The sequence below is a fragment of the Psychroserpens citreus genome (assembly GCF_055686305.1).
Map to the genome: position 1 here is coordinate 1,825,386 of NZ_CM145999.1, position 20,635 is coordinate 1,846,020.

General features: G+C 33.7%; 14 protein-coding genes and 1 tRNA gene. 5 read left to right on the top strand and 10 right to left on the bottom strand.

The genetic code is table 11. The features are described 5' to 3' along the window. Positions 1-22 precede the first annotated feature (22 nt). Both ACTU6T_RS08230 and ACTU6T_RS08235 read left to right on the top strand, forming a co-directional pair. On the top strand, positions 23-2,281 hold the full coding sequence (locus ACTU6T_RS08230) for a S9 family peptidase (protein ID WP_460217730.1): 2,259 nt from the start codon (positions 23-25) through the stop codon (positions 2,279-2,281). Beyond that, on the top strand, positions 2,282-3,529 hold the full coding sequence (locus tag ACTU6T_RS08235) for an NAD(P)/FAD-dependent oxidoreductase (RefSeq protein WP_460217731.1): 1,248 nt from the start codon (positions 2,282-2,284) through the stop codon (positions 3,527-3,529). It begins immediately after the preceding gene. A gap of 5 nt (positions 3,530-3,534) precedes the next feature. Here the strand turns inward: ACTU6T_RS08235 and ACTU6T_RS08240 are convergent, their stop codons facing one another. Then, positions 3,535-5,460 carry an MGH1-like glycoside hydrolase domain-containing protein gene (locus ACTU6T_RS08240; protein WP_460217732.1) on the bottom strand — a complete coding sequence of 642 codons (1,926 nt, stop codon included), beginning with the start codon at positions 5,458-5,460 and terminating at the stop codon, positions 3,535-3,537. 443 nt (positions 5,461-5,903) lie between these two features. Here ACTU6T_RS08240 and ACTU6T_RS08245 point away from each other — a divergent pair, with 443 nt between their 5' ends. Next, positions 5,904-6,185: an STAS domain-containing protein gene (locus ACTU6T_RS08245; RefSeq protein WP_460217733.1), complete on the top strand. Its 282-nt coding sequence runs from the start codon at positions 5,904-5,906 to the stop codon at positions 6,183-6,185. A 21-nt stretch (positions 6,186-6,206) separates the two neighbouring features. Here ACTU6T_RS08245 and ACTU6T_RS08250 read toward each other — a convergent pair whose 3' ends face one another. The 4 genes from ACTU6T_RS08250 to ACTU6T_RS08265 form a co-directional block, all read right to left on the bottom strand. Continuing rightward, a complete protein-coding gene (locus ACTU6T_RS08250; protein ID WP_460217734.1) occupies positions 6,207-7,307 on the bottom strand; it encodes a DUF4407 domain-containing protein in 1,101 nt (366 codons plus the stop codon). 83 nt (positions 7,308-7,390) lie between these two features. Next, a complete protein-coding gene (locus tag ACTU6T_RS08255) occupies positions 7,391-7,549 on the bottom strand; it encodes a hypothetical protein (RefSeq protein ID WP_460217735.1) in 159 nt (52 codons plus the stop codon). 188 nt (positions 7,550-7,737) lie between these two features. Next, entirely contained in the window at positions 7,738-9,891 is a 2,154-nt protein-coding gene (locus ACTU6T_RS08260; protein ID WP_460217736.1) for a M56 family metallopeptidase, read from the bottom strand. Positions 9,892-9,893: 2 nt separating this feature from the next. Further along, positions 9,894-10,259 (bottom strand): BlaI/MecI/CopY family transcriptional regulator, encoded by a 366-nt coding sequence (locus tag ACTU6T_RS08265; RefSeq protein ID WP_460217737.1) that lies wholly within the window; start codon positions 10,257-10,259, stop codon positions 9,894-9,896. A gap of 126 nt (positions 10,260-10,385) precedes the next feature. Between ACTU6T_RS08265 and ACTU6T_RS08270 the strand changes: the two genes are divergently transcribed. Further along, the gene (locus ACTU6T_RS08270; RefSeq protein ID WP_460217738.1) at positions 10,386-11,780 is read left to right on the top strand and encodes a M28 family peptidase; all 1,395 of its coding nucleotides are present in this window, start codon (positions 10,386-10,388) and stop codon (positions 11,778-11,780) included. Between the two features lie 6 nt (positions 11,781-11,786). On the opposite strand, the gene ACTU6T_RS08275 is transcribed toward ACTU6T_RS08270, so the two are convergent. Further along, positions 11,787-13,037 (bottom strand): DoxX family protein, encoded by a 1,251-nt coding sequence (locus ACTU6T_RS08275; RefSeq protein ID WP_460217739.1) that lies wholly within the window; start codon positions 13,035-13,037, stop codon positions 11,787-11,789. Then, positions 13,038-14,426: a dipeptidase gene (locus ACTU6T_RS08280; protein WP_460217740.1), complete on the bottom strand. Its 1,389-nt coding sequence runs from the start codon at positions 14,424-14,426 to the stop codon at positions 13,038-13,040. It lies immediately after the preceding gene. A gap of 120 nt (positions 14,427-14,546) precedes the next feature. Between ACTU6T_RS08280 and ACTU6T_RS08285 the strand changes: the two genes are divergently transcribed. Then, positions 14,547-14,628, top strand: a tRNA-Leu gene (locus ACTU6T_RS08285). 102 nt (positions 14,629-14,730) lie between these two features. Here the strand turns inward: ACTU6T_RS08285 and ACTU6T_RS08290 are convergent. The 3 genes from ACTU6T_RS08290 to ACTU6T_RS08300 form a co-directional block, all read right to left on the bottom strand. Continuing rightward, on the bottom strand, positions 14,731-17,610 hold the full coding sequence (locus tag ACTU6T_RS08290; protein WP_460217741.1) for an alpha-amylase family glycosyl hydrolase: 2,880 nt from the start codon (positions 17,608-17,610) through the stop codon (positions 14,731-14,733). Positions 17,611-17,679: 69 nt separating this feature from the next. Then, a complete protein-coding gene (locus ACTU6T_RS08295; protein WP_460217742.1) occupies positions 17,680-19,476 on the bottom strand; it encodes a SusE domain-containing protein in 1,797 nt (598 codons plus the stop codon). An 11-nt stretch (positions 19,477-19,487) separates the two neighbouring features. Further along, positions 19,488-20,624 carry a SusE domain-containing protein gene (locus tag ACTU6T_RS08300; protein WP_460217743.1) on the bottom strand — a complete coding sequence of 379 codons (1,137 nt, stop codon included), beginning with the start codon at positions 20,622-20,624 and terminating at the stop codon, positions 19,488-19,490. Between the last annotated feature and the right edge of the window lie 11 nt (positions 20,625-20,635).

Here is a 20,635-nt window from a genome sequence, read left to right on the forward strand (position 1 = left end):
AGAAATATTTAAAACAAGAAATATGAAACGATTTTATGCTTTACTAATTGCCTCCGTTCTTTCAATAGGAATAATAACTGCACAAGAAATAACAAAAGAAGACTATAAACGTGCTGTCAGTTTTATGTATGATAATAGCAATAATAAAAAGGTGTATAATCTTCATACAACGGTACATTGGTTTAAAGATAAATCGGGGCTTTGGTTTATTGATTATTCCAAAAAAGGAAAGGCATATAAGACGGTGTCTTTTTCAGATTTTAAGGTTAAACCTTTATTTAACCAAGATAAGCTAGCTGGTGCTTTGGGTACACTTTTAGAGAAAGATATTAAGCCAAATGACCTTTCGATTTCTAATATAGAGAAAACTGAAGACGAGAATTTGTCTATAAAAGTAAATAATAAATTATATACTCTAGATATACAATCTTATGCATTATCTGAACTAGAGGGAAAAAAAAAGGAAGAGGAAAATAAATTCGAAAGCAAATCCCCAGATGGTAAATGGATTGCTTTTACAAGAGATTATAATCTATTTATAAAATCTACAGAAAATAAAGAAGAATACCAACTAAGTACTAAAGGTGAAAAAGGTTATGAATATGCCTCATGGTACGGCTGGTATGATAAAATGGAAGGTGAAAACGGTGAGCGTCCAAGGCGGTTTGGTGTTCAGTGGAGTAAAGATTCTAAATGGATTGGAGCTTCCATTGTTGATACTAGAAATGCAGAAAAAATGTATCTTTTAGATTATAGTATTGATTCCCTTTATAGACCAAAATTATTATCCTATTATCGTGGTTCTCCAGGCGATACAACTATGGTGTATATAGAACCAGCGTTTTACAATGTAGAATCTAAAAAAGAGATTAAAACAAAGTTGCCAAAGGGCGCACATATTAATTCTGTTCGTACTGAGTGGTTAGAAGAGTCTGGAAAATTATTGGCAGATTACCCAGAGCGTGGTTATCAAAAGGGATATCTTAAGTTAGTAGATTTAAACAACGGAACAGAAAAAATAATAATTGAAGAAACTAGCGATACTAATATTGACAATTTCTGGCACAGAACGTTTGACAAAAAACAAAAAGTGATTTTTTTATCGCAGCGAAGTGGTTGGCGTCAATTGTATATAGTCGATTTAAAAACTGGAAATACCAAAGCGCTAACTCAAGGCAATTATTATATTAATGAAGTTGTTCATTCAGATGAAAAAAATGAAATCATTTATTTTTTAGCATCAGGAAAAGAAGAAAATAATAACCCTTACTATCAGCAATTGTATAAAGTTGATTTTGATGGTAAAGAAACCTTGTTAACCCCAGATCCTGTAAACCATCAAGTGAGTTTTTCTGAAGGCGGAAAGTATTTTGTAGATAACTATTCTACAGTTAACATTCCTACTAAAACAGTATTACGAGAAGCAGCGACTGGAAAAATAATTACAGGATTAACTCAAGCAGATATATCCGAAATTAGTTCAACTGGGTGGCAAGCTCCTGAAGTATTTAGTCTAACAGCAAAAGATGAAAAAACCACAATTTATGGTGCTCTATGGAAACCCACCAACTTTGACCCAAACAAATCTTACCCAATAATAGATCATACCTACACAGGACCTCACACTCAAGTATTTCCTAATCGATATACAGGAATTTTGTGGAACCAAGCACTTGCAGAACTTGGATTTATTGTAATGATGGTAGATGGTTTGGGTACTGCTGGTCGTTCTAAAGAATTTCTAAACCACTCCTATAAAAATATGGGAAATAACCTTGAAGATCATGTGCGAGCAATAAAATTTTTAAGTGATAAGTATAGTTGGATTGATGGAGATAAAGTTGGAATTTTCGGGCATTCAGCAGGAGGTTATGATACAGGGAGAGCTATGTTCGCGTTTCCAGAAACGTATAAAGTAGGGGTCGCTAGCTCTGCAGATCATGATTTTAGAATGGAAAAAGCATGGTGGCCAGAAATGTATCAAGGATGGCCTGTAGATTCTACCTATCATGAAGTCTCTAATATAACTAATGCGCATAAACTAAAAGGGAAACTATTATTAACTCATGGAAGCTTGGACGATAATGTAAACCCTTCTGCCACTTTTAAGTTGGCCGAAGCCCTAATCAAAGCCGATAAAGATTTTGACTTAGTTATTTTTCCAAGCCAGCGTCATGGTTATCAGGGTGATTATAGGAAATACTTTACTAAAAAGCGATGGAATTATTTTATAGAACATTTAAGAGGTGATACACCAATTTGGAATTTTAATTGGGAATAAATGAATAAAAAAGTAGCCGTTATAGGAGGAGGAGTCATCGGGTTGTGCTCTGCTTATTATCTTCAAAAAGCTGGGCATGATGTCACAATTGTCGATCAATCTAATATGGATTTTGGAGCGTCTTACGTCAATGCAGGTTATTTGTCGCCAAGTCATATCATTCCGTTATCGGCTCCAGGTGTCATGAAAAAAGGCATCAAATGGATGTTTGATCGTTCGAGTCCATTATATATTAAACCTCGACTAGAACCCGATTTCCTAAGATGGGTTTGGGCGTTTAATAAATCGTGTAATTTAAATCATGTCTCTAAAGCAATTCCAGCCATCAAATCTATTGCAGTCTTAAGCCAAGAATTGTACGATGATATTAAACGTGATGAATCTTTTACATTTCAATATGAGAAAAAAGGATTGTTCATGTTATGTCAAACTGAAAAGATGCTAGATGAAGAAATTAAGACAGTTAATTTGGCTACTCAGGAAGGATTAGCCGCAAGGGTATTGAGTATAAAAGATATTAAGGCATTAGAACCAAATGTGACTATGAATATCAAAGGAGCAACCTATTATGAATGTGACTCTCATACAACACCTCATGAGTTTATGGACGAAATGAAAACCTATTTAACAACAAACGGAGTTAAATTCTTAAAAAATGAAAAAGTTGAAGATTTAGAAGTTTCAAATCGACACATTTCAGCCATTAAAACTAGTTCACAAGCTTTAAAAGCTGATGAATTTGTTTTAGCTGCTGGCTCGTGGTCGCATATATTAAGTAAAAAAATAAGATTAAAGCTTTTACTTCAAGCAGGTAAAGGGTATCGAATGAATTCTACCAGAAACACAGGAATTTCTATACCAGCCATTTTAGCCGAATCAAAAGTAGCTGTAACACCAATGAATGGTTTTACAAGATTTGCAGGAACAATGGAAATTGCGGGTATTAACCATGATATCAATCCGGTTAGAGTCGAAGCTATTGCTCAAGCTGTTACAAAATACTATCCAGAAATTAGAGTGAATTCTGAAGAGAAATCTAATGCGGCAGCTGGTTTACGACCAGTATCTCCAGATGGGTTGCCATATATCGGAAGGTCAGAAAGATGTGATAATTTAACTATAGCCACAGGTCATGCTATGATGGGGTGGAGCATGGCTACGGCTACAGGGAAACTCGTTTCTGAAGTCATTTCTGACATGAAACCTTCACTCGATTTGAATTCATTTCATCCAGATAGACGTTTTTAGTTTAACTAATCTTCAAGCAATAACATGATAGTATGGGCAGCGCTCCAACTAAAATTTTGAGCATGCAAGCCTTCTCCAGTCAATGGATGATAATTTTCTCTAATAGAAGGCCCTTTTTTTAATAATCCTTGAGCGCCTTCAAGAATTTGTTTTGTAGCTAAATCGGCCTCGTTGTGGAATCCATAATTTCGCAAACCTTTTACACCTAAATACGCTTGATCTAACCAATTTGGACCTCGCCAATACCCTTTTAATGGGTCAAATTTTTGGTGATCGGCACTCATGGTTTGAAATGGAACTTTAGTGAAGAATTTTTTAGGATTCATCATCTTTGTTTTTATATTTTCAGCTTGTTTTTGTGAAGCTGCATTAGCCCAAAGTGCTGTCCATCCTTCACTTCCTTCTCCTTTTATAAATTGTGTTCCATCAATACTTGTATCATAAAACCATCCATCATGGTTGTCATAAAATTGAGATTGAATTTTTGTTTTTAAGGTTTTTGCATCAGTTGAGAATATGTTATAATCGTCATGATTTTGCAATGCTAAAGCTAGTTCGGCTAAATATAGTTTTTCTGCATAGAGATAGGCATTTAAGTCAACACTTTCTTGGTTTAAAGAATAAGCACCATCATCATTTTTTAAGATTTCTGAAAAATCAAACCGAATAGCATTATCCATTCCACTTTCCCATTTTGCTGCTATTAGGCTACCATCAGTTGAGCCATATTCACATAAACCATCTTTGTCGTGATCACGTTTTTGATACCACCAATTATGATATTTTTTTAACTTAGGATATAATTCTTTAACAAAGGATATGTCATTATCTTTTTTGTAAATTTTTAAAACAGCCCATGTTGAAAGCGGTGGTTTTGTATCTCTATAATTGTGTTTTTCAATAAGCGTGTCTCTAAACACACAATCGGCGACAAATCCATCTTCATTCTGAAACTCAAACATTAATTTTATCTGAGCTTTTGCTAAGTTGGTATTATAATATGATAAACCTACAGCATGCTTCCACGAATCCCAAGACCAAAACCCATTGAACCATTTGTAATGATAGCTAGGGAATAATCCTTCGTGTTTTATTTCTCCAGCAGGAATCCGCCAATTGTTTTGTAAAGTCATATAAGCTTTCGCTAATACTCTTGCATATTTGTCGTCGTGGAAAGTTTGATTTTTTTGATCTATTAAAGAAGCCAACTCTAAGTCTTTTTGAGACTTTAATGAGTGTAAGATAGCATCAAAATTAGCTTTTTCTAGTTGTGTTTTTTCAGCATCCCAAGAATATTCTGGGAATATAAACGTGTGAGAAATTATAATATCTTTAGATTCATTGGGTTTTAGTTTTAGTTCTTGTAATTGGATTGAATACCTTTTTTTATTGTCTAAAATTTCTATGTGCTCTACCTCATTTTTTGTTTTAATATAACCTGTTGCTTGAGAATGTTCAGAAAGTAGTTTAATATAATTACTGCCTTTATTGAATTTTATTCCAACATCATAAATGTCACCAAAGATTGAAGGATGAATTTCTATAGTTGATTTTGATGTGTTTTGAATGGTCGTGCGCTGAAGTACAGTATGACCCGATAAAAAAAGCAGTTCTTGTTTTAATTGAATAGTGTCATTTCTAAAAAGTTGTTCTAAATGACTTGCATAACTATTTTGTTCGACTAAGTCTTTAGTATAATTAACTAAAGATGTGTTTTGTGGCCCAAATGAAAGATGTAATTTTGATAATGAGCTACTAGCCCAAATACCATTTTGTTGCGTCATTAAAAATGGTCCAGAAAACCCAACACTACTATTGTCATTTTTTTGCATACCATAAGCAAACCATGCTCCTTTGTCAGAGAACATTAAACCAGATTTATCAGTAGAATCTTTTGGAGTAATATGATAATCGAGTATGTTTTTACTCAATTTTAAGTACTCTTTTTTTATAATATGTTCTTGAGTGCAACTCAAAAATATCAGACAACTTATAAGATAAATTAAGTTATTTTGTTTAATTGGAACGTGTAACAATGTGGAACCTCTTTTTCTCATTCTCGTAAAATAGTAATGTCAAGTAAAAATAACTATTATTAAATAATTGATAATGGTCTAGAAGTCTATTAATCTAGAAACACTTTTTAGCTATCCTTATTTAGAAAATTATATAATATCATACAATTTTGGTGCGCGCAACCTATTCGAAATGTGTTGTTTATCGATTAAAAAAGTCAGTTTATAATCTAAAACCAACCAATTATACATTTAATCGATTATATAATAGATTGCCTTTTATATTTTAGATATTTATAACATCATAATATTGATTAATAGCAAAATAGAGTTATTACATAATCCTAAATCGAATTATTATGAACCTAGAAATTACACAAGCAAATAACTTCTTTAAAGTAAAAGGAGTATTAGATAGACACAATCTTCATGTGTTTAAGAAAGAATTCAGAAATGTTTTTGAAAGCGCTAATGCAATAACAGTAAGCATAGAGCAATTAACCAGTATCGATCGTTATGGGGTTAGTGCTATTGCACAATTACATAATGAGGCTTTGGTTAAAAATAAACGCTTATCTATTATTGGTCTTGGTCATGGGAATATATACAACCATTTTAAGACCAAAGAAGTAGCAGCATAAATATTGGTTTAATATTGATTATTATAAGGCATTTTTTTGATGTTTAAAAAAAGCATCAGCTTGCAGTTGCATGAGTTCGCGTGCTTTTTTACGCTTATAAGCATATAGCTCGTCTTCTTCTGCAATATCACTGTAGATTTTGTTATTGAGTGTTTGATCAGTTTTTAAAAGAATCTTACGTTCGCTCACTTTTTGTTCAACCCATGTTTTAACAGCTGTTTCAGCATCTTCTAACTTGTAATCATATTCTCCTTTAGGAGACAAAAGTTTTGCAAAAATTGGAGATGTTTCAACCGCTAAAAATAATAGTAGAATAAAAAATGATGGTAACCAAGGTAATTCTCCAAGGGCATTTACTCTTGCCATCAAACCATCAAATCCATCAATAATTGGTTGCGAAGCGCTTACTTGAGTATCATAATCAGATTTTAATTGGTTTATTTGTGCTTCAGTAGCTGTAATTTTGGCTTTATTATCTGATTTCAATTGCTGTAACTCGGCAAGAGCGGCATCGTGTTTTTCTCTTTTTTCTTTATAAACAGGACCTTTTCCTAATAATTGTGTTCCAGCTGTACCTTCAGCTTCGGAAATATAAATATCATAAAGTGCATTCACTTCAGCTTCTTTAGTGATAATCTCAGATTGTAAATTAGAAATAGTCTCTTCTAACGCTAGAACATTAGGTGTAAATTGTTCGGCAATTTGATTTTGATTTGCTAATGTTAAATCATTTTTTTGTTCTAGTAACACTTGATTAATTTCCTTTTCAAAGATTTTAAGCTCTAATGGCTTAGATATTACAATGGCAATAATCACAGCTAGAATTAAACGAGGAGATGCTTGTATAATTTCGTCGATAATATTGTTTCTTTTTTTAATAGTAGATACAATAAAACGATCTAAGTTGAATATTAATAACCCCCAAACAAAGCCAAACCCTAATGCTGTATAGATATTGTCAAATACGGTATAAAGAGCATAACTACAGGCTATAAATGCCATAACTGCTGTGAAAAAAACAGTAGCTCCAATACCAGCATATTTATTTTGTTCGCCTATTGCACAATTGTTGAGAATGTCTGTGTCTGATCCAGAACAGATGATGAAGAATTTTTTTAACATGATGAGTGTTTTTTGATTGGTTGCCTATTAGAACGCTAAATCACTCACTTTGTTACATTTTTTAACAGAAAAGAGCTTTTTGTTTAAATGATGTTATTAACAAACGGATATGAATGTTCTTTTAGAGCTTGATTGTTTTCTTGAGCTTCGGCTGCTTGACACATAGTCAAATTGATTGCTAAAACAATAAAAAAGAGCAGTGATTGAACGATTCTTAGTTTAGGTTTATCTGATGCCTTCATTGGTGATTGGTCTAGTTAATAATTTAAATATACCATTCATTTTAGAGCATTTTCAGAAGTTTTTTACCCATAAACTATACCACGTAGATTTACCTATATGGTAAAAGCCTCAATAATTGAGGCTTTTAATTTTTAAAGATTGAATGTCAATATTTGATGGAAGTTACATTGAATATTTCTCTTGATTACTAATTTTGCTTTGTTTTAGTCTCTTTAATAATTGGAGCTTTTGTAATGTAAACATCTGGCTGCTTTTCATTTGAGTTTTTAGACTCAATATTAAGGTCTTTGTTGCTTTTTATCAATTCAATAGCCTTATCTGAAGATACTTTTTTTCCTTCATAATAAAAGTTGGCGTTCACTTTCGCCATATCAATTATAAAGTCTAATGGCATTCGTGGTGGAGGAGGTGGCGGTGGTGGTGGAACTTCAACCACTTCAACAATTTCGATAAGTTCTCCCTTTTCATTTTTATGTTTGGAGACTTTTGCTTTAGCTTTGGTTTTATAATTTTTTATGGCCTTTTTATATTTTTCTTTTTCTTTTAATGTTGCATTCTCCGAAATTGGAGGTGGTGGAGGTACATCTTTGGTTTCTACCACTTCTATTGAAACTGGAGCTGGTGGAGGAGGAGGTGGATTCGGAAAATCAGGGAAAGGTTCAGCATTTTTCTGTTGTGGTTTTGACATAATTCCATATAAATATTTTAGACGTTCAACATCTTTCATTTTAATAGTAATATGTTTGCGATCTAAATTGTCGTTATAATATTTGGCTAATTTATTATACTCGGCCACTTGTTTAGCGGTAGCTCCTTTTTGTTTTTTTTGAGCCGGAATTGGAGGTGCAGGTAAGATTTTATGCTGTTTTAACTCTTTCTTGGTAAAAGAATTATAAACGCGATCAATATGCTCTTTTTGTAGTTTTAACTCAGAATTATCTGTTTGACTTCCTTTTAAATACTCTTGTATAGCGTCTGAATAGCGTTTTGTAAGTAGGTGGTATTTCATTACTTTTGACAATTGAAATGTTTTCTTAAAGCCTTCAATAGTATATAATTTAAACTGATGTGATTGTGGAAATGTTTTACTTCTCGCATTTTTATGAACAAAGCTTCCAGAGTAATAGGCAATATCATTAGGTGTTAATGAATTGAGTTTGGCATTTGAAACGTGTTCTCCATCTATCCAAATCGCATATTCTGTATTGTTTTTCCATGAATCAAACTCTTTTTGAGATGGTACTTTTCCTTGTATTTGTGATAAGTCAATGTTTGGGGTTTCTGGATACTTTTCAACAGTAGATTGCTGTAACTTAGACATCATATTATAAATAGATACGATTCTATCATATTTGGAACCATCTACGATATTAGTTGATTTATATGTCATCATAAAACTATTGTATTCAGACATTAATTCGTCTGAGATGCCCTCACTAGTGTATGTTGCCTGTTGAGGTGTTGGAGTATCTTCTTTAATGACCTCTTCTCGTTGTGTAAAACTGTAAAAAAGGATGGCAACTAATGGGAGTAGAAATAAAGTTCTAACCCAAACGGATTGTTTTGGTGTTTGTGTTTTCATAATTGTAAATCGTTTTTTGATGGATGAATAATTAATAGCATTTGCTAACTGTTGATCAGGTGCTTTTGATGAATAAGCTAATAACATTGTTTGATATGTTGCAGGTTGAATTCCACTATTCAGTACTGCTTGATCTGCTAAAAACTCATGATTTAGTTTAATGTCTTTTTTTAGTAAATAGACTAGTGGGTTAAACCAGAACAGGATTTGTAAGATTTCTAAAATTAAGATGTCAATACTGTGCTTTTGTTTAGCATGTGTTTGTTCATGAAGTAATATTTCTTGAGGAATTGTATTATGCTCAAACTTTTTTTTGTTCAAAAAAATGAAACTAAAAAAGGTATGTGGAATCTTTAAGTTTTCTACTAAGACATTAATAAAATGCTCTGATTTTTGCTTAGGGTTATTTTGTATTCTTGAAATGATCCGATATAAATTGAAGCCAAATTTTATTAAAAAAAGCAAGGCGCCTATACTATAAATACTCCATAAAATATTTAATAAAAAATCTAATGGCGTTTCTTTAGGTAATGATTCAATTGTATCTAAAGTTGGTATAGTACTTAAATCCAGTGGGTTTGTCATTATAGGATCTATATACTCTACTAAAGTTATTGACGGGATGATAAGTGCTAAAATAACACTACTTAATAAATAAAAACGTTTAAATTGATGTATGCTTGACTGTTCTAAAATTAACTTATAGAAGAGCATAAATATGGCTAAGCATGCGCTAAAATTTAAGATGTAGATAAGCATAACTATTTATTTTTTATTTCCTTATCGATTAAAGTTTTTAAGGCCTCTAATTCTTCTTTAGTTAAATCTGTTTCTTTAGTGAAAAAGGAAGCGAATTGCGACGCACTATCATTAAAAAATGTTTTAATTAAAGCATTTACATGTTTCGAGAAATAATCTTTCTTTTTTACTAAAGGATAATATTCACGAGACTTCCCATAGAGTTTATAAGCTACAAAACCTTTGTTGATCATGCGTTTTAATAAAGTTGCAACCGTTGTAGTTGCAGGCTTTGGCTCTGGATAAGCTTCTAGTAAGTCTTTCATAAAAGCTTTTTCTAACTTCCAAAGATGTTGCATGAGTTGTTCTTCGGTTTTTGATAATTGCATTGTTCTACGCTTTTAGAATTAACTCTACAAATGTAGAATAAAAAAATTGAAATTGCAAATAGCTTAGAGACCTATTTTACTAAAATCCACTATATTTGATAAAAACCAATTGAAAAATTGCCTACTATGAAAACGGTTAGATCTACTTTAGTATGTGTCTTTTTGTGTACTATTTTTTCTTACGCGCAGACTGTTCAAGATATTATTAATCAAGTTGATATTGATGCATTAACCTTAACACTGAATGAATTTTCAGGAGAACAAACAACTACAGTGAATGGGAATATGGTGACGATTCTTAATAGGCAAGAAGCAAACAATGAATTAGCTGGAGATTATCTAGTTGAACGATTTCAAGCCCTAAATAATATTACGGTTACAAGTCAATCATTTAATACCAATGGTCGTAACATTATCGCTACTCAAGTTGGTAAAACCAACCCCAATAATATTTATATTGTTTGTGCACATTATGACTCAGTAGATGATTATTGTGCGGATGATAATGTAACAGGTACTGGAGCTGTTTTAGAAATAGCGAGAATTTTATCTGAGCAATGTTTGGATAATACCATCGTATACGCATTATGGGATGAGGAGGAAATTGGATTAAGAGGCTCAGAATTTTATGCCAATTTAGCTGCAGCCAATGGTGACAATATACTCGGCGTAGTCAATATGGATATGGTAGGTTATGATGGAAACAATCCTGGTACACCAGGAGATAACGATTTTGATATAGATTATAGAAATATAGCTAATTCAGCCGAACTGAAAGACGATATGTTAGCGGTTTTAAATGCCTATGTGTTTGATTTAAATGCTATTGTAGTCAATCCAGGAACCACATTTAGTGATCATGCAAGCTTTTGGTTTGCTGGTAATGGTACTTCTGATGCTATTTCAGCCATTTTAATAGGTGAGTCTTGGGAAACAGATGACCAAACACCTTTTTATCATACTTCTGGGGATCGTGTGTCTACACTAGACTTACCCTACTATCATGAAATTGTGAAATTGGTTGCAGGTTTTATGACGACTAAAGGCGGATTGGTTGCTGTAGATAATACGCTTACAGTAACAACAACAACTTTGATGTCTAATGAGTCTTCAGCATCATATCAATGGTTTAATTGCACTACTAATACTGCAATTTCTGGTGCAACAAGTCAATCTTTTATACCACCATCAAATGGTAATTATGCAGTAGAGGTGACCTCCGGGAATTGCACAGAACGTAGTGAGTGTATCCGATTTAATACTTTAGGTTTAGATAATTTTTTAGATGATGATATTAATATTTTTCCAAACCCTGTACAATCTGATCTTTTTATAGAAGTTAACGAGTCTATAAAAAATATTGAGATTAAGTTATATGATGTCTCAGGTAAATTGGTTTTAAATACAATAACTTCGGAAAGTTCAACGGTATTAAACATTAAAGCCTTACCACAAGGTGTTTACTTTTTAAACTTAATATCTTCAGAAAAAAGTGGAGCTTACAAAATTGTAAAGGAGTAAGCTACTTTATCTATTATAAGGTCGCTCATTTATCCAATTAAATCCTCTGGATATCAAATTGAAATTATTTAGGTCTTTTCTGCTTAAAATGATTTTTAGTTTATCGCCTTGCAGAGTGCCTTCAAGTTCAAGATAATTAGAATTGGGATGTTTGTATTTAAAATTAAAATCATGAAATTCTGAAAGTTCGCGATATAGCTTTATTTGTTGAGAAGTAGAATCTATTGAAATATCATAAGCATATTTTTTGTCACTCATGGCTTTTATCACAACCTTACCTTTATGATCTAAAACAAAATAACGCCATCTTTTATAATCTGTAATCAAAGGTGGAATAGTATCTTTGTTTTTTATGAATTGAGAAACCTCCCAAATCCCATATAAAAATGGTTTTTCTCTTTTATGTCCTAGATTTCTTTCAGATATATAACCTGTGATACAAACTCCAACAATTATGAAAGCCAGTGCTATTGTTTTTAGCCAAAAAATAGCTTTAAAATAGGTGCGGTCTTTTATTGGGTGATAATAGTTTATTGCTTCGGTACTCTTGTTTTTAAAAAAGACATTCGTAAATCGTTTATAATCGGTTATAAAAATTATACCAGCCATTACTACTAAATGTGTTGATAGTAGTTTTACTGGAATATCAAACATAAAGTTCATAACAGCTACATGGGTCATTACTCCCATTACAATAAAAGCTCCAATAGTTTGAGTACGTCTCGGAATTAGTAATAGTCCACCCAGTATTTCCATGAATCCTGTAAACATATTAAACCCCTCCGAATAACCCATATATGTCCATGCTAATCCCATCGGAGAAAACTCTCCAAGGGGTTGTAATAAGCGTACTAAACTTGGTTGAGGGAACTGAATTTGATAGATTTTTACAGATCCATAAAGGAACATAAATAGTATAAGAACAACCCTTAAAAAAATTAAAAACCAATACAATGCTTGGTTATAACTTTGACGTTTTTTATCTATAAATGTCCATATGCTAACAATTATAGGTGTTAATAAGGCATTTACAAAAAGTGTTATATAAGCATAAGTATGATCTCCACTTCCAAATCCACTAACATCATAGTCATAATTAATATTAAGTATTGATTTACCAATCCATCTAAATGGAGCTTCTAAAAAGTGACTAATAAACATCAAGATGATATACAGCACAATGTATGTGAATACTACCCTAAAGAAGAATTTACTCAATAAACTCCACTGCGCTTTATATTCCTGAGATAACAACATTTATTTACTTAACTCAGTAAAGTATTTATAAAATAAAGGAATAGTTTCAATACCTTTAAAGTAATTCCAAACACCAAAATGCTCATTAGGAGAATGAATGGCATCACTGTTTAAGCCAAACCCCATTAATATTGTTTTGCTTTTTAATTCTTGTTCAAAAAGAGAAACTATTGGAATACTACCTCCACTTCTCTGTGGAATAGGGGGTTTGCCAAAGGTTTCGCTATAAGCCATTGATGCTGCTTTGTAGCCAATGCTATCAATAGGTGTTACGTAGCCTTGTCCGCCATGATGTGGAGTTACTTTTACTTTTACACTTGCAGGAGCAATGCTCTCAAAATGTGTTTTAAATAATTCGGTAATCTCTTCCCAATCTTGATTTGGTACTAAACGCATCGATATTTTTGCAAAAGCCTGACTTGCAATAACAGTTTTAGCACCTTCACCAATATAGCCACCCCAAATACCATTCACATCTAGAGTAGGACGTATGGAGTTACGCTCATTTGTCGTGTACCCTTTTTCTCCATAGACAGCATCAATGTCTAATGCCTTTTTATAATTTTCAAGTGAGAAAGGAGCTTTAGCCATTTCTTGTCTTTCGGCATCCGAAAGATTTTCAACCTTATCATAAAACCCTGGTATTGTAATATGATTATTTTCATCATGCAATGAAGCGATCATCTTTGTCAAAATATTTATAGGATTGGCAACTGCACCACCATATAATCCAGAGTGTAAGTCACGATTTGGTCCCGTAACTTCAACTTCAACATAACTTAATCCACGTAAACCGGTCGTAATTGACGGGACATCTTGGGCAATCATTCCTGTATCCGAAATTAAAATGACATCATTTTTAAGTTTCTCTTGATTTGTTTTTACAAATTTTGATAAGTTAACACTTCCAACTTCCTCTTCACCTTCAATCATAAATTTTACATTACATGGTAATTGATTGGTAGAAGTCATAAACTCCATGGCTTTTACATGCATATACATTTGCCCTTTATCATCACAAGCACCTCGAGCAAAAATCGCACCTTCTGGATGAATATCTGTTTTTTTAACAACAGGCTCATAAGGAGGTGAGGTCCATAATTCTAAAGGATCTGCAGGTTGTACGTCGTAATGCCCATAGACCAAAACTGTTGGAAGGTTTTCATCAATTATTTTTTCTCCGTATACAATTGGAAAGCCCTCAGTTTGGCAAATTTCCACATGATCACAACCCGCTTTAAGTAAGCTATCTTTAATTTCATCAGCAGTTTGAAAGACATGATCTTTAAAAGCAGGATCTGCACTTACTGATGGGATTTTTAAAAGTTCTATTAGCTCATTTAAAAAGCGGTCTTTATGGTTTTCAATGTAAGATTGAATGTGTTGCATTGGAGTTTGATTTTTAGTTCTTTCAAAAGTACAAAAATGACATGTATTTTTTCCCAATTAAAGTTATTTGAATATTGAAAGTATTGTTTATATTTGCATCCCATTATGAAATGGAAAGTTGCAGGCGTGGTGGAATTGGTAGACACGCTAGACTTAGGATCTAGTGCCGCGAGGTGTGCGAGTTCGAGTCTCGCCGCCTGTACAAAAAAAGCCTCTCAATTTGAGAGGCTTTTTTATGGCTTTAAAAAAACCTCCTTGTTTTTCAAGGAGGTTCGGGCTAATTCAAATCACTAATTAATCTATATTAAAGTTTAATAAGCTTCGAAGTAAAAGTATGACCATTTGAGTTTTCAATTTTAACGAGATAGATACTCTGTGTTAAATCTGAAATATCATAAGTGTCAGCTTCAGTAAAATCTCCATTGAACGATTTTACCAGTTTTCCTGTAATATCAAAAATTTGCAAACTACTAATAGTTTTGTTGGTTTTAAATGAGGTGTTTACAGGATTAGGATAAATATTAAAGGTCGAATTCGCATTAAAAACATTAGTGCTTAATGTAGCAGGTTGGTTTCCAAAAATTCTAAACTGCCCAGCAGGAATATTTATTGTTGAGGCACTATATGTTGTGCTGCCAGTATTGTCCATAAGGTCATACCAAGTTCCGCCAGTTGGAAAACTTGTATTAATAGTTTGGTCAACGACATCAAAATTTGCCAAAACAATAACATTTCTTAAGTCTGTTGTAGGAATTGAGGTGTCAAATACATCAATTCTAGGTGTTAGATTTCCAGAGGTAATAGCGTAATCACCTTCAAAAACAGGCTCATTAATTTTTAAGGCAATTAAACGAGCCCAATCATCATAAATTTGTTTTCTATTAGCATCTCCTAGCCAGTTTTCACTCCACTGAGGCTGAGGTTTAGTATCTAATTTACAACCATCATTTCCAATATCTACATTACCATCACTACATGTCCAAATGGAATCATCCATACCAAGAGACGAAAAGTGCCAAAGCATTTTTGGTCCAGGAATGGTTAAGCTAACAGCTCCAATAGCAGACATTCTTGATAGCGCTGTATTTAAATCTCTTACATTATGAGATCCTGTAGAATTATTTCCAAATTCAACACTTTCAAACATCATACGTTCTTCATCATGACTTTCAGGGTATCCCATTAATCGTGGTGCATTAAAGTTTCGGCTAACATGTCCCATTCGATTAATATTGTTGCTAAATCCTTGTGCCAAATCTGTGTATTCATTTGTCATTTTACCCCACATCATAATCCCTTTAGGGACAGTTTCGCCAATACGGTAGTTTGCCCATTGCTGTTCTTCACCATCAGTTCCTAAATGTTCAAAAATAACATGATGGGTTTCATCTAATGACCAAGAGTAGTCAGCATAAGATTGGAGTACATCAACTCGATCTTGTTGGTAAACGTCTGTACAATTACCAGCAGAACCTGGTCCGCAATTTTGTGTGAACCCTTTGGTTAGATCCCATCGGAAACCGTCAATTTTAAATTCTTCAATCCATTGACGAATTACTCGTTTGGTATAATCTTGAGTTAAGGTACTTTGATGATTAAAATCATTAAACACACTATAGGCATGCTGAGCCACAGTATTTAAGTAAGGGTTCTCAGACGAAGGTCCACCCCAACCATCGTTATCGGGATCATCCATCCACATTCTCACTAAAGGATTTCTTCCAGTGACATGGTTTAGTGCGATATCCAAAATTACAGCGATACCATTTTGATGACACAGATCAATAAACTCTTTAAATTTATCAGGAGTACCATAGTATTTATCTAATGCCATATGAAACGATGTATTGTAACCCCATGTTTCATTACCATCAAATTCCATTACTGGCATTAATTGAATGGCGTTTATATTTAGGTTTTTGAAATAATCAATTCTATCAATTAAATCTTGATAATTTCTATTGGCGTCAAAATCTCTTACCAAAACCTCATATACAATTAAGTCTTCTTTCTTTGGTTTTTGGAAATTAGTTACTTGCCAAGGATAAGGCGTTTGTCCTGTTTGAAGTACAGTCACTTCACGTTCTTGACCCGCCGGATATGCAGGTAAATTAGGATAACTAGATGATGGAATAAATGGATCATCAAAAGGAGATAACACTAAAGTCGAAAAAGGGTCTGCGGTTTTTACTAATGAAGGAGAATTTGATATCGGGTTGGTATCATATACCCAATATTGATACGTTTCAATTTGACCTGGAGTTAACCCTGTCAATTCAATCCAGTATTTTCCTGTAGAACCATCACGCTTCATGACATGAGCATTTGTTGGCGTATAATTATTAAAGCTTCCTGCAACTTGAATAAAATCTTTATTAGGAGCAGTGAGTACCAAGGTAGCTTTGGTTGCATCTACACCATAATTAATGCCGTCTTCCATTCCAGAAGGTAGGTCTTCGACAGTTACTGTTGGAGCAACTACAACCTCAAAACTAGCTTCACCAGTTTCGGTGCCACCACCTGGAGGAGTACCTACAAATTTCACAGTTCCACTTTCAGTAATATTAGTAATTGTCGAATTACAAGCAGGGAAGCCACAAGATCCAGTTGCTACAGAAACATCATTATAAAATATTTCAAAACTTCCTTGAACTGTGGTTCCACCTTGAAAAATTATGGTAGCACTTATAGATAAATCGTCTCCAGAATTAATAACAACAATATCGCTTGAAGGTTGAGAAATATTAATTAGTACACTTCCAATAGGAAAAATAAAATCATTACAACCATCGGCCTTTAATTCTTGAGTTCCGTCTTCATTTCTGAACACCATACCAATTTGAGTGGCAGCATCTGCTTCCATTTGGGTAAGGCCATAATAGGCTTGAGGTGTAATTGTGATACTGTATGTTCCATCTCCATTTGAGGTCATTTGACCAACGCCATCATCCTGCCCCCAATTACCAATAACACTAAACCCAAAGGCATTTGAATTATCACCAATTCCTGAATGCATATAAACATTTGTAGGATTATTAAATCCATTGCAATTGGTGTCAGAACTATTGGTATCTAAGGTAATTGTAACAGGCTGATCTACTTCTATTGCACCAACATCAAGTGTCACTTGTGCAAATGAATGTATTGAGACAAGCGCTATTAAGCTGAGTAAAATTTTTTTCATAGCAATATGATTGTTTTTTGAAAAAAAAGGCTATGCGTTACACATAGCCTTTGATTTGAAAATTATTCGTTATTCTACAGTAATTGTTAAGTTACCAGTATCTACTGTAACTGTATAAGTGCCTGGTGTGCCATTAAAGAAGAAGTTACTATCCCCATCCATAGCATTGATTAAATCAGAATCAATAGTGTAACCATCATTCTCATATGTTGGGTAATTGATTCCAGTTCCCCAATCATTATTTACGGTAAAGAATCTAAAAGCATCATTTGTTAATGCTACAGATCCAGAGTATACACCAGCCCCTGTACATGGTAAAGCAACAGGTGTGTCCCAAGACCAACCAGCATCTACAACTCCTGCGCCTACTAACCATAATTGTTCAAAATCACATTGTAGTTGTTCAGGACCTAAAGTAATGGTCTTATTAATGTCATCAACCGTTAGGAAGTATGTTCCAGGTGTTCCATTGAAGAAGAAATTATTATCACCATCCATAGCATCGTTAAAATTAGAATCAATAGTGTAACCATTTCCTTCGTATGTTGGATAGTTTGTTCCTGTTCCCCAATCGTTATTTACAGAGAAGAATCTGAAGGCATCATTTGTTAATGCTACGTTACCTGAATAAGTTCCATTTCCAGTACAAGGTAATGCAACAGGTGTGTCCCAAGACCAACCAGCATCAACAATACCAGCTCCTACCAACCATAATTGATCGAAGTTACAGTTAGGTCCAATAACTGGAGGTCCTAATGTGATTGTTTTTGCGTCTGTATCTATTTCAATAAAGTATTCTCCTGGAGTTCCAACAAATTGGAAATTACTATCACCATCCATAGCATTAGCTAAGTTAGAATCTATAGTATAACCTGCTGACTCATAAAAAGGATAATTTCTTCCAGATCCCCAATCATTATTCACAGTAAAGAATCTAAATGCATCATTAATTAAGTTAATATTTCCAGAGTATTTTGTGCCTTGTAATGGCAATTCAATTGGCGTATCCCAAGACCAACCAGCATCTACAGCACCAGCACCAACAACATATAATATAGGTGCTAATTCAATACTATAAGGTGTTACAGAAATTGTAACGGCATCAGAAAAACGTTCTAAGTTGCCAGCTTCCATTTCAATAGTAGCTTTGACTCTGAAATCTAAATCTCCAGCTTCTTCAGCGGTAAGACCAGCATCAAGAACTGTGATGTTAAAATCTTCATGAGTACTAGAGAAAGACATACCAGTAGCACCAACAGTTACTGCACCAGCAAAGTCAGTTCCTGCTTCAGCAAATTGTACTTCATATATGACATCAACAGAACTGTTGTCTCCAAAATCTGGATCGTCCCAAGTCACATTAATGGCTTCATCAGTTGGCGTGGTTTCAAGTAATACTAAAGAGAATGTGCTATCAGGATTAGAGATAACTGGTACTGCTTCAGAATAAGAAGATACACTAAAGCTCACGCTATTAGTAATGTTTGCACCCGACACAACTCTCATAAATACAGTGAATGGCTCAAAGGCATCAGCTCCGGCTCCTAAAACAGCATTATTGAATTCAGCAACTGTCATTGTAAATCTATCTGTTGTAGACGAACCAATTACAGTTGGATTTTCAAACAAGGTGTCTGGAGATAATTCAATCATATAATTCCCTCCAGTAGATAATTGATCATTCCAAACGATAGTGAAAGCTTCATTATCTGGTAAATTGTAATTTAAGTTGATATTAGAAATTGATGGCTCCAAAAGTGTAAATGAAGCTTCAGGTGATGTAATATCAATACTTTCTTCAGTTTCGCACGCTACTAATACTAAGAACAAGCTTAATATGAACGCACTGATTTTATTGATTTTCATAGTGTTAATTTTTATAAGTTAAGAGGGATCATAATATAATCTCCAGTTAAGTCGTTGAACCAAACTTCATAGTCATCTTGAACAACAACAGGAATATTTCCTCCGCCTTCAGTAGCTACACCAGAAAATGATGTAGATCCAGCCCAAGTAGATCCAGTATTGGTCATGATTTGTAAATCTCCTGGTTGAAGGTTTACACTTGTGATGTACCATAGATGAGTATCAAAACTAGATTGCGTAAAAGCAGTATCAGATCCAACCCCAGAACCTTGTAATGTCATTCCAGTAAATGTGGAAGCACCAGCATCATTAAATGGACTTACCATATATGTGTTAGACGAAAAGTCGATAGAGAATGTATAGTATCCATCTGCAGTAACACCAAATCGACCAGGATCACTGTCTTGCGTTCCGGGATTACCAGCGATATTACCAGATGATTCGATAGGGTCGCTACCATCTGGGTAATCAGTTCCCCATTGTGGCTGCCACTGTCCTCTAGTTTCTAAAAGTTTAAAACGGCCATCACCTTCACCTCCACCACCTTTGGTGAAGAAACCAGTATACGTATATAGATTCCCATTTTCAGCGCCTCTAAATAAAGGAGGGTTATTATTGTTATTATTCCAATCTGCTAATGTTCCATTTCCAACCAAATAGAAATCTTCAAATACATAGTTGAAGTAGGGTTGAACCATAAAATTAATCGTGTTAGAACTTACAGGTAATCCATTTTGAGTTCCAATTGAACTTTCAACTTTAGCATATAAGGTATTAAATGCAAAAGGTGGTAATCCAGCTGCTCCAGCTGCTCCATTTAATTCACTTACCGATAAGGTCGCAGACGTCGTTCCAACAACTGAGGTTGCTAATATTGGGTTAGTAAATGCTTCATCTGAAGATACAAGCACCGCATAATTTTCTGAAGCTTGTTGTCCGTAATCTGCTTCGTTCCAATTGAATGTAATGGCTGGGTTGCCAGGGTTAGAGGCATCTAACTCAATCATTGTGATTGGAAGTTCAGAAAGTGTTATTGGTTGTGTTTCTGTTGCTGTAAATTCAGAAGTATCATCTTCACAAGAGGTCGTGAAAATACCTAAAGATAAAACAGCAATTAATACAACTTTAAATTTTAATATGTTTTTCATTGTGTTATGTT

Coding starts and splice junctions, on each gene's coding strand:
- ACTU6T_RS08280 (WP_460217740.1), bottom strand. CDS start 14,426: ATGCAACACATTCAATCTTACATTGAAAACCATAAAGACCGCTTTTTA.
- ACTU6T_RS08235 (WP_460217731.1), top strand. CDS start 2,282: ATGAATAAAAAAGTAGCCGTTATAGGAGGAGGAGTCATCGGGTTGTGC.
- ACTU6T_RS08250 (WP_460217734.1), bottom strand. CDS start 7,307: ATGTTAAAAAAATTCTTCATCATCTGTTCTGGATCAGACACAGACATT.
- ACTU6T_RS08245 (WP_460217733.1), top strand. CDS start 5,904: ATGAACCTAGAAATTACACAAGCAAATAACTTCTTTAAAGTAAAAGGA.
- ACTU6T_RS08275 (WP_460217739.1), bottom strand. CDS start 13,037: ATGTTGTTATCTCAGGAATATAAAGCGCAGTGGAGTTTATTGAGTAAA.
- ACTU6T_RS08290 (WP_460217741.1), bottom strand. CDS start 17,610: ATGAAAAAAATTTTACTCAGCTTAATAGCGCTTGTCTCAATACATTCA.
- ACTU6T_RS08230 (WP_460217730.1), top strand. CDS start 23: ATGAAACGATTTTATGCTTTACTAATTGCCTCCGTTCTTTCAATAGGA.
- ACTU6T_RS08265 (WP_460217737.1), bottom strand. CDS start 10,259: ATGCAATTATCAAAAACCGAAGAACAACTCATGCAACATCTTTGGAAG.
- ACTU6T_RS08260 (WP_460217736.1), bottom strand. CDS start 9,891: ATGCTTATCTACATCTTAAATTTTAGCGCATGCTTAGCCATATTTATG.
- ACTU6T_RS08295 (WP_460217742.1), bottom strand. CDS start 19,476: ATGAAAATCAATAAAATCAGTGCGTTCATATTAAGCTTGTTCTTAGTA.
- ACTU6T_RS08255 (WP_460217735.1), bottom strand. CDS start 7,549: ATGAAGGCATCAGATAAACCTAAACTAAGAATCGTTCAATCACTGCTC.
- ACTU6T_RS08300 (WP_460217743.1), bottom strand. CDS start 20,624: ATGAAAAACATATTAAAATTTAAAGTTGTATTAATTGCTGTTTTATCT.
- ACTU6T_RS08270 (WP_460217738.1), top strand. CDS start 10,386: ATGAAAACGGTTAGATCTACTTTAGTATGTGTCTTTTTGTGTACTATT.